Annotated in this window: 23 protein-coding genes; 11 read left to right on the top strand and 12 right to left on the bottom strand. The window is 33.1% G+C overall.

The features are described from left to right. The first annotated feature begins 5 nt into the window (after positions 1 to 5). The 6 genes from EOD40_RS14370 (at position 6) to EOD40_RS14345 (ending at position 5,793) form a co-directional block, all read left to right on the top strand. On the top strand, positions 6 to 797 hold the full coding sequence (locus tag EOD40_RS14370; protein ID WP_128196701.1) for a (Fe-S)-binding protein: 792 nt from the start codon (positions 6 to 8) through the stop codon (positions 795 to 797). 27 nt (positions 798 to 824) lie between these two features. Further along, complete coding sequence (locus EOD40_RS14365; protein WP_128196699.1) at positions 825 to 1,598, top strand: phosphatase PAP2 family protein; 774 nt, start codon at positions 825 to 827, stop codon at positions 1,596 to 1,598. Between the two features lie 26 nt (positions 1,599 to 1,624). Continuing rightward, positions 1,625 to 2,107 carry an ABC transporter ATPase gene (locus EOD40_RS14360; RefSeq protein WP_128196697.1) on the top strand — a complete coding sequence of 161 codons (483 nt, stop codon included), beginning with the start codon at positions 1,625 to 1,627 and terminating at the stop codon, positions 2,105 to 2,107. A 17-nt stretch (positions 2,108 to 2,124) separates the two neighbouring features. Next, positions 2,125 to 4,092: a serine hydrolase domain-containing protein gene (locus tag EOD40_RS14355; protein ID WP_128196695.1), complete on the top strand. Its 1,968-nt coding sequence runs from the start codon at positions 2,125 to 2,127 to the stop codon at positions 4,090 to 4,092. A 77-nt stretch (positions 4,093 to 4,169) separates the two neighbouring features. Further along, positions 4,170 to 5,339: an N-acetyl-alpha-D-glucosaminyl L-malate synthase BshA gene (gene bshA / locus EOD40_RS14350; RefSeq protein ID WP_128196693.1), complete on the top strand. Its 1,170-nt coding sequence runs from the start codon at positions 4,170 to 4,172 to the stop codon at positions 5,337 to 5,339. A 25-nt stretch (positions 5,340 to 5,364) separates the two neighbouring features. Beyond that, positions 5,365 to 5,793, top strand: a complete 429-nt coding sequence (locus EOD40_RS14345) for a protease complex subunit PrcB family protein (protein WP_128196692.1) — start codon at positions 5,365 to 5,367, stop codon at positions 5,791 to 5,793. A gap of 49 nt (positions 5,794 to 5,842) precedes the next feature. Here EOD40_RS14345 and EOD40_RS14340 read toward each other — a convergent pair whose 3' ends face one another. Beyond that, complete coding sequence (locus EOD40_RS14340; protein WP_128196690.1) at positions 5,843 to 6,337, bottom strand: porin family protein; 495 nt, start codon at positions 6,335 to 6,337, stop codon at positions 5,843 to 5,845. 117 nt (positions 6,338 to 6,454) lie between these two features. Next, complete coding sequence (locus EOD40_RS14335; RefSeq protein ID WP_128196688.1) at positions 6,455 to 7,279, bottom strand: UDP-2,3-diacylglucosamine diphosphatase; 825 nt, start codon at positions 7,277 to 7,279, stop codon at positions 6,455 to 6,457. 185 nt (positions 7,280 to 7,464) lie between these two features. Between EOD40_RS14335 and aroC the strand changes: the two genes are divergently transcribed. Both aroC and EOD40_RS14325 read left to right on the top strand, forming a co-directional pair. Beyond that, positions 7,465 to 8,523: a chorismate synthase gene (gene aroC, locus EOD40_RS14330; RefSeq protein WP_128196686.1), complete on the top strand. Its 1,059-nt coding sequence runs from the start codon at positions 7,465 to 7,467 to the stop codon at positions 8,521 to 8,523. 134 nt (positions 8,524 to 8,657) lie between these two features. Continuing rightward, positions 8,658 to 9,920: a dicarboxylate/amino acid:cation symporter gene (locus EOD40_RS14325; protein WP_128196684.1), complete on the top strand. Its 1,263-nt coding sequence runs from the start codon at positions 8,658 to 8,660 to the stop codon at positions 9,918 to 9,920. Positions 9,921 to 9,951: 31 nt separating this feature from the next. Here the strand turns inward: EOD40_RS14325 and EOD40_RS14320 are convergent, their stop codons facing one another. Both EOD40_RS14320 and EOD40_RS14315 read right to left on the bottom strand, forming a co-directional pair. After that, positions 9,952 to 11,202, bottom strand: coding sequence for a DEAD/DEAH box helicase (locus EOD40_RS14320; protein WP_128196682.1), 1,251 nt, complete (start codon positions 11,200 to 11,202; stop codon positions 9,952 to 9,954). A gap of 121 nt (positions 11,203 to 11,323) precedes the next feature. Next, positions 11,324 to 12,364 carry a formimidoylglutamase gene (locus tag EOD40_RS14315; protein WP_128196680.1) on the bottom strand — a complete coding sequence of 347 codons (1,041 nt, stop codon included), beginning with the start codon at positions 12,362 to 12,364 and terminating at the stop codon, positions 11,324 to 11,326. A gap of 109 nt (positions 12,365 to 12,473) precedes the next feature. Between EOD40_RS14315 and EOD40_RS14310 the strand changes: the two genes are divergently transcribed. Then, positions 12,474 to 13,349, top strand: a complete 876-nt coding sequence (locus EOD40_RS14310; protein ID WP_128196678.1) for a hypothetical protein — start codon at positions 12,474 to 12,476, stop codon at positions 13,347 to 13,349. 82 nt (positions 13,350 to 13,431) lie between these two features. On the opposite strand, the gene EOD40_RS14305 is transcribed toward EOD40_RS14310, so the two are convergent. The 4 genes from EOD40_RS14305 to EOD40_RS14290 all read right to left on the bottom strand — a co-directional run bounded on the left by EOD40_RS14305 (position 13,432) and on the right by EOD40_RS14290 (position 17,055). After that, a complete protein-coding gene (locus EOD40_RS14305) occupies positions 13,432 to 14,532 on the bottom strand; it encodes a PAS domain-containing sensor histidine kinase (RefSeq protein WP_128196676.1) in 1,101 nt (366 codons plus the stop codon). 195 nt (positions 14,533 to 14,727) lie between these two features. Further along, the gene (locus EOD40_RS14300) at positions 14,728 to 15,639 is read right to left on the bottom strand and encodes a hypothetical protein (RefSeq protein WP_128196675.1); all 912 of its coding nucleotides are present in this window, start codon (positions 15,637 to 15,639) and stop codon (positions 14,728 to 14,730) included. 24 nt (positions 15,640 to 15,663) lie between these two features. After that, positions 15,664 to 16,482 (bottom strand): 3-deoxy-8-phosphooctulonate synthase, encoded by an 819-nt coding sequence (kdsA, locus tag EOD40_RS14295; RefSeq protein ID WP_128196673.1) that lies wholly within the window; start codon positions 16,480 to 16,482, stop codon positions 15,664 to 15,666. A 102-nt stretch (positions 16,483 to 16,584) separates the two neighbouring features. Then, positions 16,585 to 17,055, bottom strand: a complete 471-nt coding sequence (locus EOD40_RS14290; protein ID WP_128196671.1) for a 2-dehydro-3-deoxyphosphooctonate aldolase — start codon at positions 17,053 to 17,055, stop codon at positions 16,585 to 16,587. Between the two features lie 239 nt (positions 17,056 to 17,294). On the opposite strand from EOD40_RS14290, the gene EOD40_RS14285 reads away from it, so the two are divergent. Then, entirely contained in the window at positions 17,295 to 17,852 is a 558-nt protein-coding gene (locus tag EOD40_RS14285; RefSeq protein WP_128196669.1) for a YeeE/YedE family protein, read from the top strand. Positions 17,853 to 17,966: 114 nt separating this feature from the next. Then, a complete protein-coding gene (locus tag EOD40_RS14280) occupies positions 17,967 to 18,380 on the top strand; it encodes a DUF6691 family protein (protein ID WP_128196668.1) in 414 nt (137 codons plus the stop codon). 73 nt (positions 18,381 to 18,453) lie between these two features. On the opposite strand, the gene EOD40_RS14275 is transcribed toward EOD40_RS14280, so the two are convergent. The 4 genes from EOD40_RS14275 to tpiA all read right to left on the bottom strand — a co-directional run bounded on the left by EOD40_RS14275 (position 18,454) and on the right by tpiA (position 21,361). Continuing rightward, entirely contained in the window at positions 18,454 to 18,729 is a 276-nt protein-coding gene (locus EOD40_RS14275; protein WP_128196666.1) for an ATP-dependent Clp protease adaptor ClpS, read from the bottom strand. Between the two features lie 45 nt (positions 18,730 to 18,774). Then, on the bottom strand, positions 18,775 to 19,608 hold the full coding sequence (gene prmA / locus EOD40_RS14270; RefSeq protein ID WP_128196664.1) for a 50S ribosomal protein L11 methyltransferase: 834 nt from the start codon (positions 19,606 to 19,608) through the stop codon (positions 18,775 to 18,777). Between the two features lie 72 nt (positions 19,609 to 19,680). Beyond that, positions 19,681 to 20,481: a hypothetical protein gene (locus EOD40_RS14265; protein ID WP_128196662.1), complete on the bottom strand. Its 801-nt coding sequence runs from the start codon at positions 20,479 to 20,481 to the stop codon at positions 19,681 to 19,683. 127 nt (positions 20,482 to 20,608) lie between these two features. Further along, positions 20,609 to 21,361 carry a triose-phosphate isomerase gene (gene tpiA, locus EOD40_RS14260; protein ID WP_128196660.1) on the bottom strand — a complete coding sequence of 251 codons (753 nt, stop codon included), beginning with the start codon at positions 21,359 to 21,361 and terminating at the stop codon, positions 20,609 to 20,611. Between the last annotated feature and the right edge of the window lie 31 nt (positions 21,362 to 21,392).

Genomic DNA, 21,392 nt, shown 5'->3' with positions numbered 1-21,392 from the left:
AAACAATGTCAGAAAATTTGATAGTACCTACAATGGCAGAAATGCTGGCCCAAGGAAAACAACCAGAAGTTTTATTTTGGGTAGGTTGTGCAGGAAGTTTTGATGATAGAGCCAAAAAAATTACCAAAGCATTTGTACGTATACTAAATAGTGCGAATGTTTCGTTTGCAGTTCTAGGTACCGAAGAAAGTTGTACTGGAGATCCGGCAAAAAGAGCAGGAAATGAGTTTTTGTTTCAAATGCAAGCCATGATGAACATCGAAGTGCTGAATGCTTATGAAGCAAAGAAGATTGTTACCGCTTGTCCGCATTGTTTTAATACGTTGAAAAACGAATATCCTGAATTAGGTGGGAAATATGAAGTGGTTCATCATACTGAGTTTTTAAAATCCTTATTGGATGATGGAAGATTAAGCATTGAAGGAGGTCAGTTTAAAGGCAAAAAAATTACTTTTCACGATCCTTGTTATTTAGGTAGAGCTAATAAAGTATATGAAGCACCTCGTAATTTAATTGAAAAATTAGATGTGGAGTTGGTTGAAATGAAACGTTCTAAAGTTAATGGTTTGTGTTGTGGAGCTGGAGGAGCGCAGATGTTTAAAGATGCCGAAAAAGGAAATAAAGAAATAAACATCGAAAGAACCGAAGACGCTTTAGCGACTCAATCGGAAATAATTGCTACCGGATGTCCATTTTGTAATACGATGATGACGGATGGAATTAAGAACAAAGAAAAAGAAGGTGAAGTAAAAGTGATGGATATTGCCGAATTGATTGCTAATGCTCAGGATTTGTAGATTTGGTTTCTAATTAAAGAACTAAAAATGATTTTAAAAAAATCTGTTTTCTCCTTACTATTACTTATGAGTTTTGCTTTGCAAGCTCAGATTAATTTTGATGAAAAAAAAGCAGACACTTTAGAAATAAAAGCTCAGGAACAATTACATTTCAATAAAAAACAATTGATTATTCCGGCTGTATTTATTACTTACGGAGTGGTAGGTCTTGGAAGTGATTTTTTAAAATCAGTTAATTCAGAAATCAGGGAAGAGGTTAATGAAAATATCGATTCGAAGTTTACTATAGATGACTTTACTCTGTATTTACCGGTTGCATCTCTATATGGTTTAAGTGCTTTGGGAATCAAGGGAAAAAATAATCTTAGAGACAAAACAATCATTCTTGCCACTTCCAGTTTAATTATGGGTATAACCGTAGGAACTCTAAAAAAGACAACTAAGGTAGAAAGACCGGATGGTTCCAGTTTTGATTCCTTTCCTTCAGGACATACAGCAGTAGCCTTTATGGGAGCTGAATTAATGTATCAGGAATACAAAGACGTTTCACCTTGGTATGGAATTGCAGGATATGCAGTTGCAGCTGGAACAGGAGCTTTTAGAATCTATAATAATCGTCATTGGTTAACTGATGTTGTAGCAGGAGCAGGGATAGGAATTCTTAGCGCAAAAGCAGCTTACTGGTTGTATCCTACTGTAAACGGATTGTTGTCGTCTAAAAAACATAAAAATAGAAAATCAGTATTTGTCCCTTATTATGATGGAAAACAACTAGGATTTGGTATGGTTTCCTCATTTTGAGTTTAATAAAAATAAAATAATTTATCATGTACGTACCATTTGAAAATTTACCAGAAGAATCCAGAATTTGGATCTATCAATCGAATAGAAAATTTTCGGATGCCGAATTTTCTGAAATCGAAGCCGACTTAGAATTGTTTCTTAATGGTTGGGCTGCACACGGTACCAGTTTAGAAGCTTCTTATCAATTAAAATACAATCGCTTTATAATTATTGCTGTAAATCAGGAAGTTCAGGCTGCTACAGGTTGTTCTATTGATGCTTCGGTTGCTTTTATTCAAAAATTAGAACAAAAATATCAGGTTGATTTATTGGATAAAATGAATGTAACTTTCAAATTAGGGGAACATATTGCTCATAAAACATTGATTGATTTCAAAAAGATGGTAAAAGACAAAGCGGTTACCGAAAATACGATTGTTTTCAATAATTTGATTAACAATATTCAAGAATACAATGAATCTTGGGAAGTACCTGCAGCAGACAGCTGGCATAGTCGTTTCTTTTAAAAATAAAATATTCTTTTATGAAAAATATAGACATCAGGATTTTGCTTCTTTATGTCTTATTTTTTTTTGTAGCTGCCTGTAGTACAACAAAAAGGAATAAGCAGGCAGTAGCTGTTTCTAAAAATCCCGTAACTACCCAAGTGGTAACTGATGATTTTCAATTGCAACATTTGTCTGATGATGCATTAAATCAGTTGTATGAAAATTTTAATGCAGCTAAAACCGAAGCTACGCAATATGAATGGTGTGAAAATACAATTACGGTTTTAAAAAATGCTAATTCTGTTTTACCAATAAAAGACATAGGAAATCAGAAGATTGCTTATGTGGAATTAGGTGATGCTTTCAATGATTCTTTTGTGGAAACACTTAGAAAATATACTGAAGTAACCGAAATTAATGATACTGACTTAAACAGTTTACAGGCAAAATTAAAAGGATTTTCAACCGTAATTATTGGTTATCATACTTCGAATACCTTATGGACTGACCAAAAATTTTCTGAAGAAGAATTAAACAAAATTGCATTTTTAGCTCAAAACAATCAGATTATTTTAGATGTATTTGCATCACCTTCTGTTTTATTATCCATCAAGGATTTTAGTGTTGTTGAAGGATTAATTGTTTCATATCAAAATAGTGCTGTTGCCCAGGTTGTTTCGGCTGAATTGATTTTTGGAGCTATAGCTGCCAAAGGAAAGTTGCCTGTAACTACTTCTTCTGATAATAAAGAAATTTTTGGATTAACAACCGAAAAACTAAATGTTTTAGGCTTTGCTGCACCGGAAAATGTTGGAATGAATCCAGCAATTTTATCTAAAATAGATGTGATTGCGGAAAGAGCTATCAATGGAAGAATGACTCCCGGAATGCAAATTCTTGTAGCCAGAAAAGGAAAAGTGATTTATCAAAAATCATTTGGCTATCATACCTATGACAAAGAAATAAAAGTATCCAATTCAGATATTTATGATTTGGCTTCGTTGTCTAAAATTATTGGGACATTGCCTAATGTAATGATAGCGTATGATGAGAAAAAGTTGAATATGGCAACTACCTTAGATTCGATGTTGCCCATTTTTAAGAATTCGAATAAAAAAGATATTTATTTTAAAGAGTTGTTGTCGCATTACGCCCGATTGCAGCCTTGGTATCCATTCTATAAAAATACCATTGATAAAAAAGGAAATCCATTAGATAAATATTACAGCAAAGTAAGCAACGAAAATTTCTCCATAAAAATTGCAGATAGCTTATATCTGAGAACTGATTATCAGGATACTATTTTAAAAATTATCGTTGACAGTAAATTGTTACCAAGGAAAGAATATAAATACAGTGATTTTACTTTTATGATTTTAAAAGCCTATTTGGAACATGAAACAGGGAAAAAACTGGATGTTCTGGCTTATGAAAATTTCTTTAACCCTTTGGGATTAAATAATACTATGTACAATCCGATAGGGAAAATGGATAAAAACAGAATTGTTCCTACCGAAGTGGATACTTATTTTAGACATCAAACCGTTCAGGGTTATGTGCATGATATGGGAGCTGCCATGCAAGGCGGTGTTGGCGGGCATGCAGGAGTGTTTTCGAATAGTATGGATGTAGCTAAAATGATGCAGTTGTATTTGCAAAAAGGAAATTATGGCGGAAAACAATACTTTTCTGAAAAGACATTTAACGATTTTAATAGCTGCTATTATTGCTCACAAGGTAATAGGAGAGGCATTGGGTTTGATAAACCACAATTAGGTGATTCAGGACCTACTTGCGGTTGTGCATCGATGACCAGTTTTGGTCATACTGGTTTTACAGGGACAATGGCTTGGGCTGATCCGGATAAGGAAATTGTTTATGTTTTTCTGTCCAATAGGACCTATCCGAATGAATCGGCTAATAAATTATCTAAAGAAAACATTCGTGAAGATATTCAATCCGTTATCTATGAAGCGATTGAAGATACTACAGCAACAAAGTAAATAGAAAGCCAGTTTTAGTTTTCTTTTAAGAAAAGACATCCTTATTTTTATTAATTTAGTCGTATTAAAAATCACAGATGAAAATAGCAATTGTTTGTTATCCAACCTTTGGAGGAAGTGGTGTTGTCGCTACGGAATTAGGTTTAGAATTGGCTCGTTTAGGACATGAAGTTCACTTTATCACTTATAGCCAACCGGTGCGTTTGGCATTATTAAATCCTAATGTGCATTATCACGAAGTAAACGTTCCTGAATATCCTTTGTTTCATTATCAGCCTTACGAATTAGCCTTGTCGAGTAAATTAGTCGATATGGTGAAACTCTATAAAATAGATTTGTTGCACGTACATTATGCTATTCCTCACGCTTATGCGGGTTATATGGCCAAGCAAATGCTTAAAGATGAAGGAATCGAAATTCCTATGATTACAACGCTGCACGGTACGGATATCACTCTGGTAGGGAATCATCCGCATTATAAGCCTGCGGTTAGTTTTAGCATCAACAAATCAGATGTGGTGACTTCGGTATCTCAAAGTTTAAAAGACGATACTTATAAATTATTTAAAATTAAGAGAGACATTCATGTTATTCCCAACTTTATTGAATTAGACAAGAATGTAAAAGACTTTAACATGCCTTGTCAGCGTTCGCTTATTGCCAAAAATGAAGAACGAATTATAACCCATATCAGTAATTTTAGAAAAGTAAAACGAATTCCGGATATTATTAAAATATTTTATAAAATTCAACAAGAAATCCCCGCCAAATTACTGATGGTAGGTGATGGGCCTGAAAAAGAAAAAGCGGAATTGTTGTGCCATGAATTAGGAATATTAGACAAGGTAATTTTCTTTGGAAACAGTAATGAAATTGATAAGATTTTAAGTAATTCTGATTTGTTTTTATTGCCATCAGAAACCGAGAGTTTCGGATTAGCAGCTCTGGAAGCTATGGCTTGGGGAGTTCCGGTTATTTCAAGTAATTCAGGAGGATTGCCTGAAGTAAATTTTGATGGTGTTTCAGGTTATTTAAGTACGGTAGGTAATATTGATGAAATGGCCGAAAACGCATTGAAAATCCTGAAAGACGATACTGTTTTAGCTCAATTCAAGGAGAATGCTTTATCGGTAGCTAAGAAATTCGATATTAAACATATTTTGCCTTTGTATATCGATATTTACGAAAAAGCGATTAAGAAATATACCAAAAAAGCCAAACATTTGAATAAACCTCATAATGATTAAATTCTTAATTGACATTTGTAAAAAAATGAAAAAGAGTATCCTTTCATTAGCGGTAGTTTTAATGCTTTTTTCTTGTAGTACAACACAGAAAGGAAGTACTAACAAACCACTATATGAAGTTTTATTACAGCAAAATGATGGTGGAGCTAACATTAATTTCTATGAAATTCTTTCTGAACCTAAGGAAATTAAAATGTTGCTTAATGATGAAAAGTTAAAAGGTAAAATAAGCACTAATGATGTTCAGCAATCTAATTTTATAGTACTCAATATGGGTGAAAAACCCACAGGAGGTTACGGAATAAAGGTTGATAATGTAACGGAAACTGATAAGAATATTGTAATTAAAGTAAAAGAAATCACTCCTGATCCAGGAGCTATGCTTACACAAAGTATTACCTATCCTTATACAGTTGTGAAAATCAATTCCAAAAAAGAAATCATCGTAAAATAGAAAATGCCACTAGAAATAGTGGCATTTTTTGTGTAATTCTTTTTTGAATTTAGAATTGATATCTGATACCTAAAGCGATGTCCGGGCCAAAGTTGTCATTTCTAAAATTATCATTAGAGTTGAAATACAATTCAGGTCTGATGTCTAAAGATAGTTGAATTGGCACTTCATCAAAACCATATTCAATACCTAAGTCACCTGCTACAAAAGCAAAAGTTCCGCTATCACTAACGTTGTTGTATTTGTAGTTCCAGTTTCCTAAACCTCCACCAACACCGGCATACCAGTTGAAGTTTCCGTCAATGTTCCAAACCCATTGGTAAATACCTGTTAATTTGAAAGCATCAACATTGTTGTTGTTTCTCCATCCTAAATCTAATTCTAAACGGTTGTTGTCCGACAATCCTCTTTGGTATGAAATCTCACCCCCAAAACCGTCATTGTCCCCTAAACGTAAACCTAAGGCATTTTTTGAAATTTCTTGTGCTTGTGTGCTAAATGCTAATCCCATTAGCATAAAAGCCGATAAAATGATTTTTTTCATAAATAAAGTTTTGTTGTTTACAAATCTACAACTTATATCAAACGGAAAGTTTACTATATAATTATATATTTTTATATAATTCCCACATTTTATCAAATATAAGGCGCTTAAACCCCTTTATTTTGAAAGAATGATAGAGGCAATGAGCTGTTCCCCAGAGAGTTCTTCTTTTTCGTCAAGATTTTCAGTTTCTATGTGTTTTGATTCTTGGTAACGAAATAATTTCCATTTTTTTCTATTGTATTCTAAAGCCGTTAGATTTTCTACCCAATCTCCGGAATTCAAATAGATCGTTGAACCGTTTTTATTCTCTTTTTTGATTATTTTTGGTTCGTGAATATGACCACATAATACATAATCGTATTTGTTTTCGATGGCTAATTCGGTTGCGGTTTCTTCAAAATCTGAAATATGTTTCACTGCTTTTTTAACGCTGGCTTTAATTTTTTTAGAAAATGAATAAGGTTCCTGGCCTATTTTTTTCAAACACCAATTAAAGAAACGGTTAATCAGAATCAAATAATCGTAACCTAAACCTCCTAATTTAGCAATCCATTTGGCATGATTTACTGATGCATCAAAAACATCACCGTGGAAAATCCAGGCTTTTTTATCGTCCAGTTCTAAGACCACTTTATCGGCTAAGACTAAATTCCCCATATTCATTTCGGTAAATTTTCGAAGCATCTCATCGTGATTTCCGGTGATGTAATAGACTTTAGTTCCCTTAGAAGCAAAGCTTATTATTTTCTGGATTACTTTTAAATGAGATTTAGGGAAATAAGATTTTCTGAATTGCCAAATATCAATAATATCGCCATTCAATACTAAAATTTCAGGTTTTATAGACGATAGATAATTGTATAATTCTTTGGCATGACTTCCATAAGTTCCTAAGTGAACATCGGAGATTACAACTACTTCAACTTTTCTTTTTTTCAATTGATTTACTAATTTGTTGTTTTGCAAATTAACGCTGTAAGTATGAATTCAACTTAAAGTTAAGGTTAATAAATAGTGTGTTATTTGTAAACGAAGCTGCTATTTTTTGATTAAGATTGAAATCTTTAAATCTTTAATTTTTAAAGCTAAAACTAAAATGGTACTTTTGTTCAAAATTAATTATAATGGCAGGAAATAGCTACGGAACACTATTTAGAATAACTACTTTTGGGGAATCACATGGTGAAGCTTTAGGAGGAATAATTGATGGTTGCCCATCAGGAATTGCATTAGATTTTGATGCTATTCAACTAGAAATGTCAAGAAGAAAACCGGGACAATCAGCTATAGTTACCCAACGAAAAGAACCGGATGATGTACAATTTTTATCTGGAATTTTTGAAGGAAAAACTACAGGAACTCCTATTGGTTTTATCATTCCAAATACCAATCAAAAGTCGGATGATTATTCGCATATAAAAGATAATTACAGACCTAGTCATGCTGATTATGTGTATGATCAAAAATATGGTTTCAGGGATTATCGTGGAGGAGGAAGAAGTTCGGCTCGTGAAACGGCAAGTAGAGTAGTAGCGGGAGCTATTGCTAAACAAATGTTGTCTGAAATTAAGATAAATGCTTATGTTTCGGCTGTAGGTCCTCTTTCATTAGAAACTCCTTACCAAGATTTGGATTTTTCTAAAATAGAAAGTAATCCGGTGCGTTGTCCGGACGAAGCTATGGCTGCGACAATGGAAGATTACATCAAGCAAATTCGTAAAGAAGGAGATACTGTAGGAGGTGTGGTTACTTGTGTAATTCAAAATGTGCCTGTTGGACTTGGAGAACCTGTTTTTGATAAATTACATGCAGAGCTTGGAAAAGCAATGCTTTCTATCAATGCGGTAAAAGGATTCGAATTTGGAAGTGGTTTTGAAGGTTCTAAAATGAAAGGAAGTCAGCATAATGATTTATACAATGCTGATGGTACTACAAAAACCAATCTGTCAGGAGGAATTCAGGGAGGAATAAGCAACGGAATGGATATTTATTTCCGAGTGGCTTTTAAGCCTGTAGCTACCATTATGCAAAAGCAAGAATCATTAGACAATAAAGGAAATATTACCGAGATGACTGGTAAAGGACGTCATGATCCTTGTGTTGTGCCTCGCGCAGTGCCTATTGTTGAAGCGATGGCTGCAATTGTATTGGCTGATTTTTATTTGATTAATAAAACATATTAATAAACGATATTATCGAAATAATCATATTGTTTTTTAACAATATAATAATTCTAAAAAGGTGAAGTATTAATTTTTATTATACTCACCTTTTTTTTGTACATTTTATCCGGATTTTAACTTTAAAGCCAGATAAAATGACGCAAAACAAAACTTCAAAACCATCATTTTTAGAAAATCTTACTTTCCAAATTCTCATTGCGATGCTATTTGGAGCAACTTTAGGAATTGTTGTTCATAATAATTGTGATGTGGCTTTTGCCAAAGAGTTTAGCGATACAATCAAAATTCTGGCGACAGTTTTCATTCGTTTGGTACAAATGATTATCTCCCCCTTGGTTTTTACAACTTTGGTGGTAGGAATTGCAAAATTAGGCGACATTAAAACAGTGGGGAGAATTGGCGGTAAAGCTTTAGCGTGGTTTTTTAGTGCTTCTTTTATTTCGCTGTTGATAGGAATGTTTTGGGTTAACGTTTTAAAACCGGGTGTTGGACTTAATTTGTCAAATGTTGATGTGGCTTCTGCTTCTGAGGTAACCGAAAAAACACAACATTTCTCTGCTCAAAATTTTATTGAGCATATTATTCCCAAAAGTATTTTTGAAGCTATGGGAAATAATGAAATTCTGCAAATTGTTATTTTTTCTGTTTTCTTTGGATTGGCTGCTGCTTCGATAGGTAGTTTTGCCAAACCCGTTATTAGTGCATTGGATAAAACTTCACATATCATTTTGAAAATGGTAAATTATGTGATGAAATTTGCTCCGCTTGGGGTTTTTGGTGCTATTGCAGGAGTTTTTGCTATAAAGGATCTGAATGATTTGATTATTACTTATGTGAAATACTTCAGTTCATTTTTGGTAGGCATTGCATCATTATGGACTTTTCTATTATTAATCGGTTTTATTTTTCTTCAAAAAAGAATGAAAATACTATTGAGGCATATCATTAGTCCTTTGATTATTGCATTTGGTACCACTAGTAGTGAAGCCGTATTTCCTAAATTAACAGAGGAACTGGAACGATTTGGTGTGAAAGATAAAATAGTTTCTTTTATGTTGCCGTTGGGATATTCATTTAATCTCGATGGGAGTATGATGTACATGACTTTTGCCAGTTTATTTATAGCCCAGGCTTACGGAATCCATTTAGATTTAGGAACGCAGATGGTAATGCTCTTAGTGTTAATGCTTACCAGTAAAGGGATTGCCGGAGTTCCCAGAGCGAGTTTGGTTATTGTAGCGGCAACTTGCGGAATGTTTGATATTCCTGTTGAAGGAATAGCGTTGATTCTTCCAATTGATCATTTTTGTGACATGTTCAGAACTGCAACCAATGTTTTAGGTAATGCTTTGGCGACATCTGTTGTAGGGAAATGGGAAGATGTAAATGAAGATTAATGTTATAAAGAGGGAAAATAAAAAACGTTGGTTAATACCAACGTTTTTTATTTTGTTTAGAAGCACTAGACTTTCTCGATTTGTGAGCAGCGCCACTTCTGTTTGAATTTTTGGGTTTTTCTTCTTTTGCGTCTGGACTCCCAGCATGCCAAGGATAAGGATGATCACTAATAGTTTTTACATCTACCTTGATTAATTTTTGAATGTCTTTCCAGTAGCCGTGTTCGTCTTTACTACAAAAAGAGATGGCAATTCCGCCATTTCCGGCGCGTCCTGTTCTTCCTATACGATGTACATAAGTTTCAGGGATATTAGGTAAATCAAAATTGATTACATAAGGTAATTGGTCAATATCAATTCCGCGGGCAGCAATATCAGTGGCTACAAGAACGCCTACTTCTTTGTTTTTAAAAGCATCCAGAACTCTTTGTCTTGCATTTTGCGATTTGTCTCCGTGAATGGCTTCGGCGGCGATATTCTTTTTGCGTAAAGCTTTCACCACATTATCCGCTCCGTGTTTCGTTCTTGAAAATACCAATACATCGCTAAGATTCTCGTTTTGGAGCAAACTGTATAAAAGATTTCTTTTTTCGCCTTTTTCGACAAAATAAATGCGTTGTTCTACATTTTCGGCAGTAGACGAAACAGGCGAAACCGTTACTGTTTCAGGATCAGTCAAAAACATCTCGGCTAATTCTCTGATGGCGATTGGCATGGTAGCCGAGAAGAATAAAGTTTGTCTGTTTTTAGGCGTCAACTTTACAATTTTCTTTACATCGTTTACAAATCCCATATCCAGCATTTGATCGGCTTCGTCTAAAACTAAGGTATGTAAATGGTCTAAATCAATGAATCCTTGTTTGTGTAAATCCAATAATCGTCCCGGTGTGGCAATTAAAATATCAACACCATTTTTAAGTGTGTCTACTTGCGGATTTTGGGAAACACCACCAAAAATGGTCAATTGTGTAAGATTGGTATATTTAGCATAAGTATCAAAACTTTGCCCTATTTGTACAGCCAATTCTCTTGTAGGTGTAACTACTAAGGCGCGAATTTGTTTTGGCTTTTTTGAAGAGCCTACAATGCGGTGCAACTGATGGATTATTGGAATAGCAAAAGCTGCCGTTTTTCCAGTTCCTGTTTGTGCACAACCTATTAAATCATTTCCGGCTAATATTAGCGGGATAGCTTGTTCCTGAATAGGAGTAGGATTAGTATAGCCTTCTTCAAATACGGCTTTTTGGATACTTTTTGAAAGTGATAAATCTTCGAATAACATAAGTTTGATATTAATTACCCTGTAATAGTTACAGCGATAAGCGGTGCAAAGATAGTATTATTATTCTTGATGCTAATTTATTGCTTGTATTCAGTGGATATAAATAAGGAACTTATCTTTTTTAAAGATTTTTATTGGAGTTTGATTTTATAAAATCGGTAACGAGGTAGCCAATGAGTTTTCCTATTAGGTGGTTGTTTTTGTCTACATCTAAGTCAGGTGCGCCTTCGCAAATGTGTAAATAACTGGCGTTTTTATTTTTAGCAAAAAAAGAAACAAATTGGCGCAATTCTTCTACCGAAAAACCGCTTAGAGTCATGGCGCTACTGGCAATATTGGGAATGGCATCTAAATCGACTTCAATGCCGAAAGAGTCCGTTTTGATGAACTCTAAGGCATAAGTCATTTCTTGATTGAAATTCTTTTCTTTTCGAATATTGATACTGTCATAGGTGTTAAAACGAACCCTGTCTTCGATTTTTTTTATGATATCTAAAACACTTTTTGAAGTGTAATTTTCATGTAGTCCAAAGACAAAATATTTTTTCAAAAAACCTTCTTCATAAGCATACGAAAAACCATTACCGCTGTGGCGCCCTTCTAAAATTCTAAAATCTGAATGTGCATCAAAGTTGATAGCGTTTATGGGTTTTCCTTTGGCAAGTGCCGTACCCTTTATGTTTCCATAAGCATTGTTGTGTCCGCCACCAATGATAATTGGAATTTTACCAAGCTTAACGATACTAAAGATAATATGCGAAACATCTTTGTCTATTTTTTGGACTAGTTGACTTAGTTTAACCCGGTCATCAATATTGTGAAAGTCCAGGTTTTCTACTTCTTTCATCTCTTCTATGACATTGATTTGTCCTAAAACGATGATTTGGTTTCCTTTACAAAAACGATTATGCTGAATGTTAGCAATGCTTTTAATGGCTTCATTCCAGGCTGAAGCCGCTCCAGGTCTTCCAAAATTGGCTCTGATTCCAATATCTTCAGGGATTCCTAGTAAAACATATTTGGCTTCGGTATTTTTGATGTATGAAATAGGATTAGCTCCAACAGGAACCGTGAGCATCTTTTCTCCAAATTTTATTTCTCCACTTCTATGGTTAGTGACTTTAGCTAGATCATTTATCGTAAATGGTAGAAATTTTTCCATAAAGAAAGAAAATTTTTTCCCAAAAATAATATAATTTCCTTAGTTACGTTATATGTTAAATATATATTGTTAAATTTGGTATTATTAAAATTGAAAAAACGTTAAAAAAATGGAAAACAAGCAAAGTAGTTCAAGTCTAAAGGCAGTTATTGCTGTATTAGCAGTTTTATTAATTGGGAGTTTAGTTTATATCTTCAAATTATCTTCGGATACAGATAAAGTACAAACTGTTTTAAAAACAACTGAAACAGAAAAAGAATCGGTATTGAAAGATTTGGAGCAATTAAAAACAACTTATGATGCTGCGATTGCCGAGAATACTTCAATGTCTGACGAATTAATTCAGGAAAGAGATAAAGTAGTAAGCTTAATGGCTGAAGTAAAAAAATCAAAAGGAGATGTTTCTGCTTTCAAGACACAGCTTAATTTTTTACAAAACAAAATGAAAGCCATGATGGCTGAAAATGATGGTTTGAAAAAACAAAATACTAAGTTAACATCGCAACGTGATAGTACAGCAGTAGTTTTAACAGAGTCTAAGAAAAATAACGAAGCTTTGGTAGGGCAAAATAGCGAATTGGCTAAAGTTGTTGAAAAAGGTTCTAAGTTAACGGTTTTGAATATCCAGAGTTCAGCTTATAAGGTGAGAAGTTCAGGAAAAGAAATTGCAACCGAAAAGGCCAGAAGAACTAATATGCTTAAAATTAGTTTTACTATTGCAGGTAATGAAATTGCACAATCAGGAGATAAGACTTATTATGTGCAGGTAATTGATAGCAAAAACAATGTTTTAGGTGAAAAGAAAAGCGAAGTTTTTGATGGCAAAGATTTGACTTATAGTTTTACAAGTACTGTAAAATATGAAAATAAAACAGTTCAGGTTTCAGAAAATTTACCAGGGAAAAATTTTGAACCAGGGACTTATTATGTAAATGTTTTCGATAAAGGAGAATTGGTTTCTAAATCAAGTTTTAGTTTAAAATAATTATTTAAGTTTTTTCTATATAAAAAAAGAGGAGCAGCTGCTCCTCTTTTTTTATTCATACTATGTTTAGTTCTGAATTTTTCTAATTATTGAATGTTATTGTAAATTTTGCTCCTTTGTTAACTTCGCTTTCAAGGGAAATTTGCCCACCAAGGCTTGTTACATGGTTGTAAACTAAATAGAGTCCTATACCGTTACTGTCGCTGTGTTCGTTGAATGTTTGATACAATCCAAAAACTTTATCTTTCACTTTGTCGAGATCAAATCCTATTCCGTTGTCAGAAATAATTAATTGGGTAATGTTGTTTCGTTTCTCCGAACAGATTGATATGATAGGTAAGGTGTTTGTTTTTGAGTATTTTATAGCATTGGTAATCAAATTTAAAAAAATGCTTTTTAAATAAGATTTATTAAAATGAATCTTGTCTACTTTAGAAAAATCGATATTGATAGTGGCTCTTGAATTTAGTATTAAGGAATTGATAGAAATCAAAACTTCATCTAAAGAGCTTTTTAAATCAATTTCTTCTAACTGAGAATCATTTTGATTTTTAGTGTTTAAAATTCGAATGTATTGATTTAAATTTTCTTTTAAGGTGTCTGTAGTGCTTTTTAGAATATTGATGTATTCTAAGGTTTCCTTACTTTTGATATTTTCAATATCCATAAGTTCAAAAATAGCAAGCATATTATTGACAGGCGATCTCAAATCGTGTGCTGTCGAATAACTAAGTTGTTTGAACTCGTTGTTGATTTCAGTAAGTTTTTTGAGATGTAATGTTCTTTCTAATTCTAATTGTTTTTTGTGAGTAATATTTTTAGCTACTGCATAGATTAATTTTTCTTCTTCAACAGGTATTGAGGTCCATAAAAGCCAAACTATATGTCCGCTTTTAGTTAGGTATCTGTTTTCGAAACTAAATAAAGGAATTTTATTCTTGAGTTCGTTTCGAGCTAAATTTGTTCTTTCTTTATCTGTGTTGTAAACAAAATCATTGATGGGTTTTGCCAGTAATTCTTCATTTGAATACTCTAGAAGTTTAGAGACCGAAGGGTTTATCCTTTTAAAATAACCATCAAATCCGGCAATACAAAACAAATCCTCAGATAAGTCGAAAAACTTTTCAAAGTTGCTGAAAATTTCAAAGTCTTGAGCGATGCCATTTTCTCTGTTTTTTGTCATAGTTATTTATTAAAATAATGTGCGTATAATAATAAATAGGTTTTTTAAAAAGACTTGGGGGAAAGTTTTCTAAAATAAATAAGCATTTCAAGGCACTAAAATACTCATAAAATAGATTGAATGTTGTGTTTGGGTGTTAAAAAAGAGACTTATTAGTCAATAAGTCTCTTTTGTAATAATAGTAATTGGTCAAATTTATATTTTGAATATCCCACCAAAAGCAATAATTCTTTGTAAAAAGAAGAAATCCTGAGAGGCTTTATCATCAGTGCTTTGAGTGGTACGAATATCCTGCATGTTGATGTATCCACCTTTTAATTCGCCTTGAATATAGAAGTGTTTAAAGAAGGTGAAATTTAAACCTGCTTTTACCGAAGTTCCATATCCGGAAACATGAAAATCGTCATGACGTTCTTTTCCTAAAACAGTTGCATTTGTTTTAGGGTATAAAAGTCCTATACCTAAGCCTTCAGTTAAATTAATTTGAACTTTATCCGTATTAGGCAAACCAAACCATTTTGAAATATCGTCATGTCTTGAAAATTCTGTATTGACGTAGTTTAAACCATCCGTGTGTTCGTACATTAAAAAAGCAGGAATACCTGGCTGAGTAGAACCTTTCTCAAAACCACCTTCTTGAGCACCATTTTGAGACATATCTACAGGTGTATTATTATAAACTCTGTTGTAAAAAGATCCAGATTCATCAGTAGGTAAATTAATGTAGCCAGTTACGTTAGCAGTTTGACTTTGCGTCATTACATACTTCATGTGATCCCAACCAACAGCAATACTGTAATGATCATTAATAAAATAACCCATTCTAAAGTTAGTTTGCGGAATTGTCATTCGTCCAGGATTAATATAATCCACATGCCATCCTTTTGGTTTGTCGTGGGCAGTCATATTATCGACAGTAAAGTTGTAATCTTTACCAGAAAAAGTCACATCTGATTTGGTATAACTTTCTCTGTTACCACCCCAGGAAATAAAGAATTTCCCTTTGTTGTGAGCAGTGTATTTGTCTTGTAATTTTATTTCTTCCTGGGCACTAAGGCAGTTTGTGAATAAGAATGCTACAAATGCAGCAGTAAATAAATTTTTCACGGAGTGATTGTTAAAGTTTAAAAATTAGAATGTATTAATGGTTTTTCTAATAGCGACAAGTTTTGTCATTAGATCTTCAAAATAATCTAAGTGTAACATATTTGCTCCATCACTTTTAGCATTTGCCGGATCGAAGTGTGTTTCAATAAAAATCCCATCAACACCTACAGCAATTCCAGCTTTGGCAACAGTTTCAATCATATCAGGACGACCACCAGTTACACCGGCTGTTTGATTAGGTTGTTGTAATGAATGCGTAACGTCAAGTACCGTTGAAGCGTATTGTTGCATAGTAGGGATTCCTCTAAAATCAACAATCATATCCTGGTAACCAAACATAGTTCCGCGATCAGTAACCATTACGTTTTGATTGTTACAATCCAACACCTTTTGTACTGCATGTTTCATACTTTCAGGACTCATGAATTGTCCTTTTTTCAAGTTGACTGTTTTTCCGGTATTGGCTGCAGCCACAACTAAATCGGTTTGACGCACTAAAAAGGCAGGAATTTGTAAAACATCCACATATTGAGCAGCCATATCCGCATCTTCGTTAGTGTGGATATCAGTTACAGTGGGAACATGAAAAGTTTCAGATATTTTTCTTAAAATTTTCAGTGCTTTTTCGTCTCCAATTCCCGAGAAACTATCAATTCTTGAGCGATTTGCTTTTTTGAACGAACCTTTAAAAACGTAAGGAATTTGTAGTTTATCAGTAATGCCAACAATTTTTTCAGCAATACGCATTGCCATTTCTTCTCCTTCGATGGCGCAAGGTCCTGAAAGTAAAAAGAAATTACCACTTTCAGTATGCTTAATTTGGGGGATATTTTGTATGTTCATAGGTGATTTTTAATGATTGCAAAGGTAGTTATGATTTTTGATTTAGAAGATTTTAATGGGGGATTAAATTATGGCTATAAGCAAAAATATTCCAGAGTATAGCTATTCGTTTTTTCTAATGCTCAATCCCATTGGGCACATTAATACGCCTTTTTCATAGATGTTGAGATATAAAACAACAGGCTTTTTTTGACCATCCCAGTGAATTTCGTAACTATTTAGAAATCCGGCTCCCATGGCACTTCTTTTAGTTGGAAATGGACAGCAGGTTTCTAATTTAGTATAACTGATTTTTTCTCCTTTAGGTCCTGCCAAAGCATTCAAAAAACGTTCTTCGTTTAATTGCTCATTGTTAGTGTTGTAATAAAAAAGATTGATTGGGTAATCTTTATTATAGCCGTATTTTTTGTTTTTGCTATATTCGGTAATTGTAAAAGTATTGTCTTTGGTTAATTTAAGAACAGGAGCATTATCATCTACATTTTTCAAGGTCGATTTGGTACTGATACAAGAACTGCTTAAGAATAGTAAGACTATTGCAATAATTATTTTTTTAGAGATTATAAAGAGCATAAGCTTTTTATTTTCTTTTATTTGTTTACGTAAATTAGTTATTAACTGTGATTTCATAAAATTGAATTAATTTCGAAACAGAGGTTCATTTAATTGTCTCACAAAGATATTGAGAACTTCAAATTTTGAGCTACTAATTTGCTTTTTTTTGAAGGAAGAAGGCTAATTTTATCGAATGTAACATTTCTCACATTCAATTGAAAATTTACTATTTAACTTTGCATAAAAAATAAATAAGTATGGAATTGATTTATCATACCTGGTCATGGTATATTTCGGGTTTTATAATTGGCTTAATAATGCTTAGTTTGATTTATTTTGGAAAATATTTCGGAATGTCTTCTAATTTAAGAACCTTATGCAGTTTAGCCGGAGCAGGGAAAAAGGTAGCTTTTTTTAGTTTTGATTGGAAATCACAGCGTTGGAATCTTGCCGTAGTAGCAGGAGCTATGCTGGGTGGTTTTGTGGCTACTCATTATTTAAGCGATGCTTCTAATGTGTCGATAAATCCTAAAACAATAGCAGAGCTTCAAATGATGAATATTGATGCTCCGCAGGGGAAACTAATGCCCGATGCCTTGTTTTCGAAAGATGTTTTCGAATCTCCTAAGGCAATCTTGATTTTGATTATTGGCGGGATTTTAATTGGTTTTGGCTCCCGTTATGCCGGTGGATGTACTTCAGGACACGCTATTTCAGGATTGAGCAATTTGCAACTTCCTTCTTTAAAAGCAGTAATTGGATTTTTTATTGGCGGATTAATTATGGCTCATTTTATTTTACCTTTAATTGTATAAGTTATGAAATGAGCATAAACTGAAATTGGTTGCAAAAAACTAATGATTGTATGCGAATTACACCTGCCTGTCGGCAGATAGGTATTACCTATAAAAAACAATAAATATTTAAATATGAAATTAGTAAAATTTATTTTGGTTGGATTTATTTTTGGAATTGTATTGACCAAATCGGAGGCCGTTTCCTGGTATCGAATTTATGAAATGTTTCAATTTCAATCTTTTCACATGTATGGAATCATTATGGTTGCTGTTTTGACAGGAATCATTGGAATCCAAATTATAAAAAAATACAATTTAAAAGATTATTCAGGAGCTCCTATTTGTATTCCGGACAAGGAATCTTCAACCGTTCGTTATCTTTTAGGCGGAGTGATTTTTGGATTAGGATGGGCATTAGTTGGTTCTTGTCCGGGACCTATATTTATATTAATAGGAGCAGGTTTTACAACTGTAATTTTAGTGCTTCTGGGAGCTTTGATAGGAACTTTTATTTATGGTGTTCTAAAAGACAAGCTACCTCATTAATAATATGTTTATTCCATAAAAAAAGCATTCGTCGCGGCGAATGCTTTTTTTATGGGTAAATTTTGTAGTTTAATTAGATTATTTCAGCACTTAAACCTGCTTCTAAAAGCTGTGTGCATTGCGGTTTCAATTTGTCAATTGGGCCTGTTTTAACAGTACATTTTCCATTATAATGAACAATTAACGAACATTGTTCAGCTTGTTCAGCCGTATGTTCACAAACGCGCATTAGGGTTTCAATTACATGATCAAAAGTATTAACATCGTCATTATAGACAATAATTTCGTTGTTTTTAGCTGTGACTTCTTGTACGCTAACTCTTTCTCTAACTTTTTCTATAGTACTCATAGTAATCTTTGTTTACTCTTTAATTGTTTGATAATTAGTAGAGTACTAATTTACGTATTTTAGTGAAACCCAATTGTTTCTTTCGAATTTTTTAACATAAGTTAAGCCTTTTTCGGTACAGGAAGCATCAATAAAAGGAATGTCTTCAGTATAAAAACCACTTAATAATAAAGTCCCTTTTGGATTTAAGCAATCAACATAGGTTTGCATGTCATTCAACAAAATATTTCTGTTGATGTTTGCAATTATCAAATCGTATTTTTTGCCTTTTAATAAAGAAGCATCTCCTTCATAAACGCTTATGTTTTTACAGTTGTTACGTTCGGCATTTTCAATAGAATTCAAATAACACCAGTTGTCAATATCGATAGCATCAATAGGTTGAGCGCCTTTCATTTCGGCAAGAATGGCAAGAATTGCAGTTCCGCAACCCATATCCAGAGTTTTCATTTCGGTAACATCTATTTCTAACAAATGTTGGATCATCATGTGAGTAGTTTCATGATGTCCGGTTCCAAAACTCATTTTTGGTTCAATCAAAATGTCAAATTCAGCATCCGTTTTCGGGTGAAAAGGAGCTCTTACGTGACATCTTCCATCTACATCAATAGGCTCAAAATTCTTTTCCCATTCTTCATTCCAGTTTACCTGATCGATTTCTTCATAGCTATAATCAATTTCAAATTCTTCTGAGTGCAATATATTTACGTTTTCAAGAATCATTTCGTCCCATAAATCTTTTTGAACAAAAGCTGAAATTCCTTTTTCGGTTTCAGTAAAACTCTCGAATGCTAGTTCGCCTAATTCGGCAATTAAAATTTCAGAACCCAATTCTTTCGGTTCAATGCTAAAATGGTAGGCGATATAAATGTTTGACATATTGATTTTTTTGGCAAAGATAACTAAATATTTTGGCTGGGAATTATAAGCAATAATTTTAAAAAAGACCTTTTATATGAAATCAATAAGTAGCTTTCTAAGATCATGAATTGGTTTCAAAGAAACTTCAGTTCCGCTTTCGCCATTACTCGAATAATCAAATGGATTGTCCAAATCTTTAATTAACAGAAACATATAAGCAATTAAGAAGGTTACCACTAATGTAAAAAATAGAGAAGCATAAAATGGTTCTATTTTGATAATCAAAAGACAGCATCCTATTAAAAATCCCATTGCTTCCAAGATTGTATAAGCTGAATCAACAAAGTTAGTGTCTCTTATGGTATCAATTCGTAGAATCATTTTTCGAAGATTGTTTTGCTCATTTTTCATTTTAATGATATAACCCGCTTGAACACCTTCTTTGTCAAGTTCGATAAAAAAATGGTTCATTTCGCTGATTTTTTTCAAAATAACTTTCGTTTTTTCTTTTTTGTAAAACCAATTTATAAGAGAGTTACAAAACATTTTTTGAAATTCTATAAATTCAAGAGCTGTTAAGGTATTTTTGGTTTTGTAAATGGTATAAGTATCATCAACTAATGATTTCATAGAAGCTGAAATTTCGCTGGGTAATTTTTCACTTTCTTTATAATCGGATAATACACCACTGATTAAAAATCCGATAAGGAATATGGTACCGGCCACTAAACTGGTAAAAAGGGCATTTAATTCTAATACTTCCCAACCCAAATAATGAGTGAGAATTTTGAGTAACGCAAGTAGAATGATTAATGGAGTTATCCGGATTGCAATGGACCATTTTTGCCAAATTTTCTTAGCTGATTTGTTGATTAGTTCTTTAGATTCCATGAGTTTTTAAAATTCTGTCTTTTGGTAACGTATTTCTAAGCGGAGTAGTATTCGACAATTAGATTTTTAATCAAAAAATCCCCAATCACTTTAGTAATTGAGGATTTTTAGAAAAATATTTTGGGTATTAGATAGCTGTTACAATCGCAACAAAATCATCTGCTTTTAAAGCAGCTCCACCAATAAGACCACCGTCTACGTCTGGTTTAGAGAAAATTTCTTTAGCATTATCCGGTTTTACAGAACCTCCGTAAAGAATAGTTACATTTTCAGCAATCTCTTTTCCGAAAGCTTTAAGAACTGTTTCTCTGATGAATTCGTGCATTTCTTGTGCTTGTTCTGGTGAAGCAGTTTCACCTGTTCCAATAGCCCAAACTGGTTCGTAAGCCAAAACAACTTTATCCCAAGATTTAGCATCAATTTGGAATAATCCGTCTTTTAATTGATTTTCAACAACGTTGAAATGTTGATTAGATTGACGGTCTTTTAATTCTTCACCAAAACAGAAAATAACAGTCATGTCATGTTTTAAAGCTGTATTTACTTTATCAGCAATTAAAGCGTCAGTTTCATTGAAAATAGCTCTACGCTCAGAGTGTCCTAAAATTACAGTGTTTACTCCAACTCCAGTTAACATATCAGCAGAGATTTCTCCTGTAAAAGCACCGCTTTCAGTTTGGTGTACGTTTTGTGCAGCAACACTAATGTTAGTTCCTTTTAATTGATTTACAGCTGCAGCCAAGTTTACAAATGTTGGCGCAACAATTACTTGTGCTGTAGTATTTGCAGGTACTTTTGCAATTAATTCACTTAATAATTCGCTAGTTTGTGCTGCATTTTTGTGCATTTTCCAGTTTCCTGCTACAATTTTTTTTCTCATTTTAGTAGTGTTATATTTGAATTTTATTTTT

The sequence above is a fragment of the Flavobacterium sufflavum genome, assembly GCF_004016525.1.
GTDB lineage: Bacteria > Bacteroidota > Bacteroidia > Flavobacteriales > Flavobacteriaceae > Flavobacterium > Flavobacterium sufflavum.
This window is presented reverse-complemented; position numbering and strand designations above follow the sequence as displayed.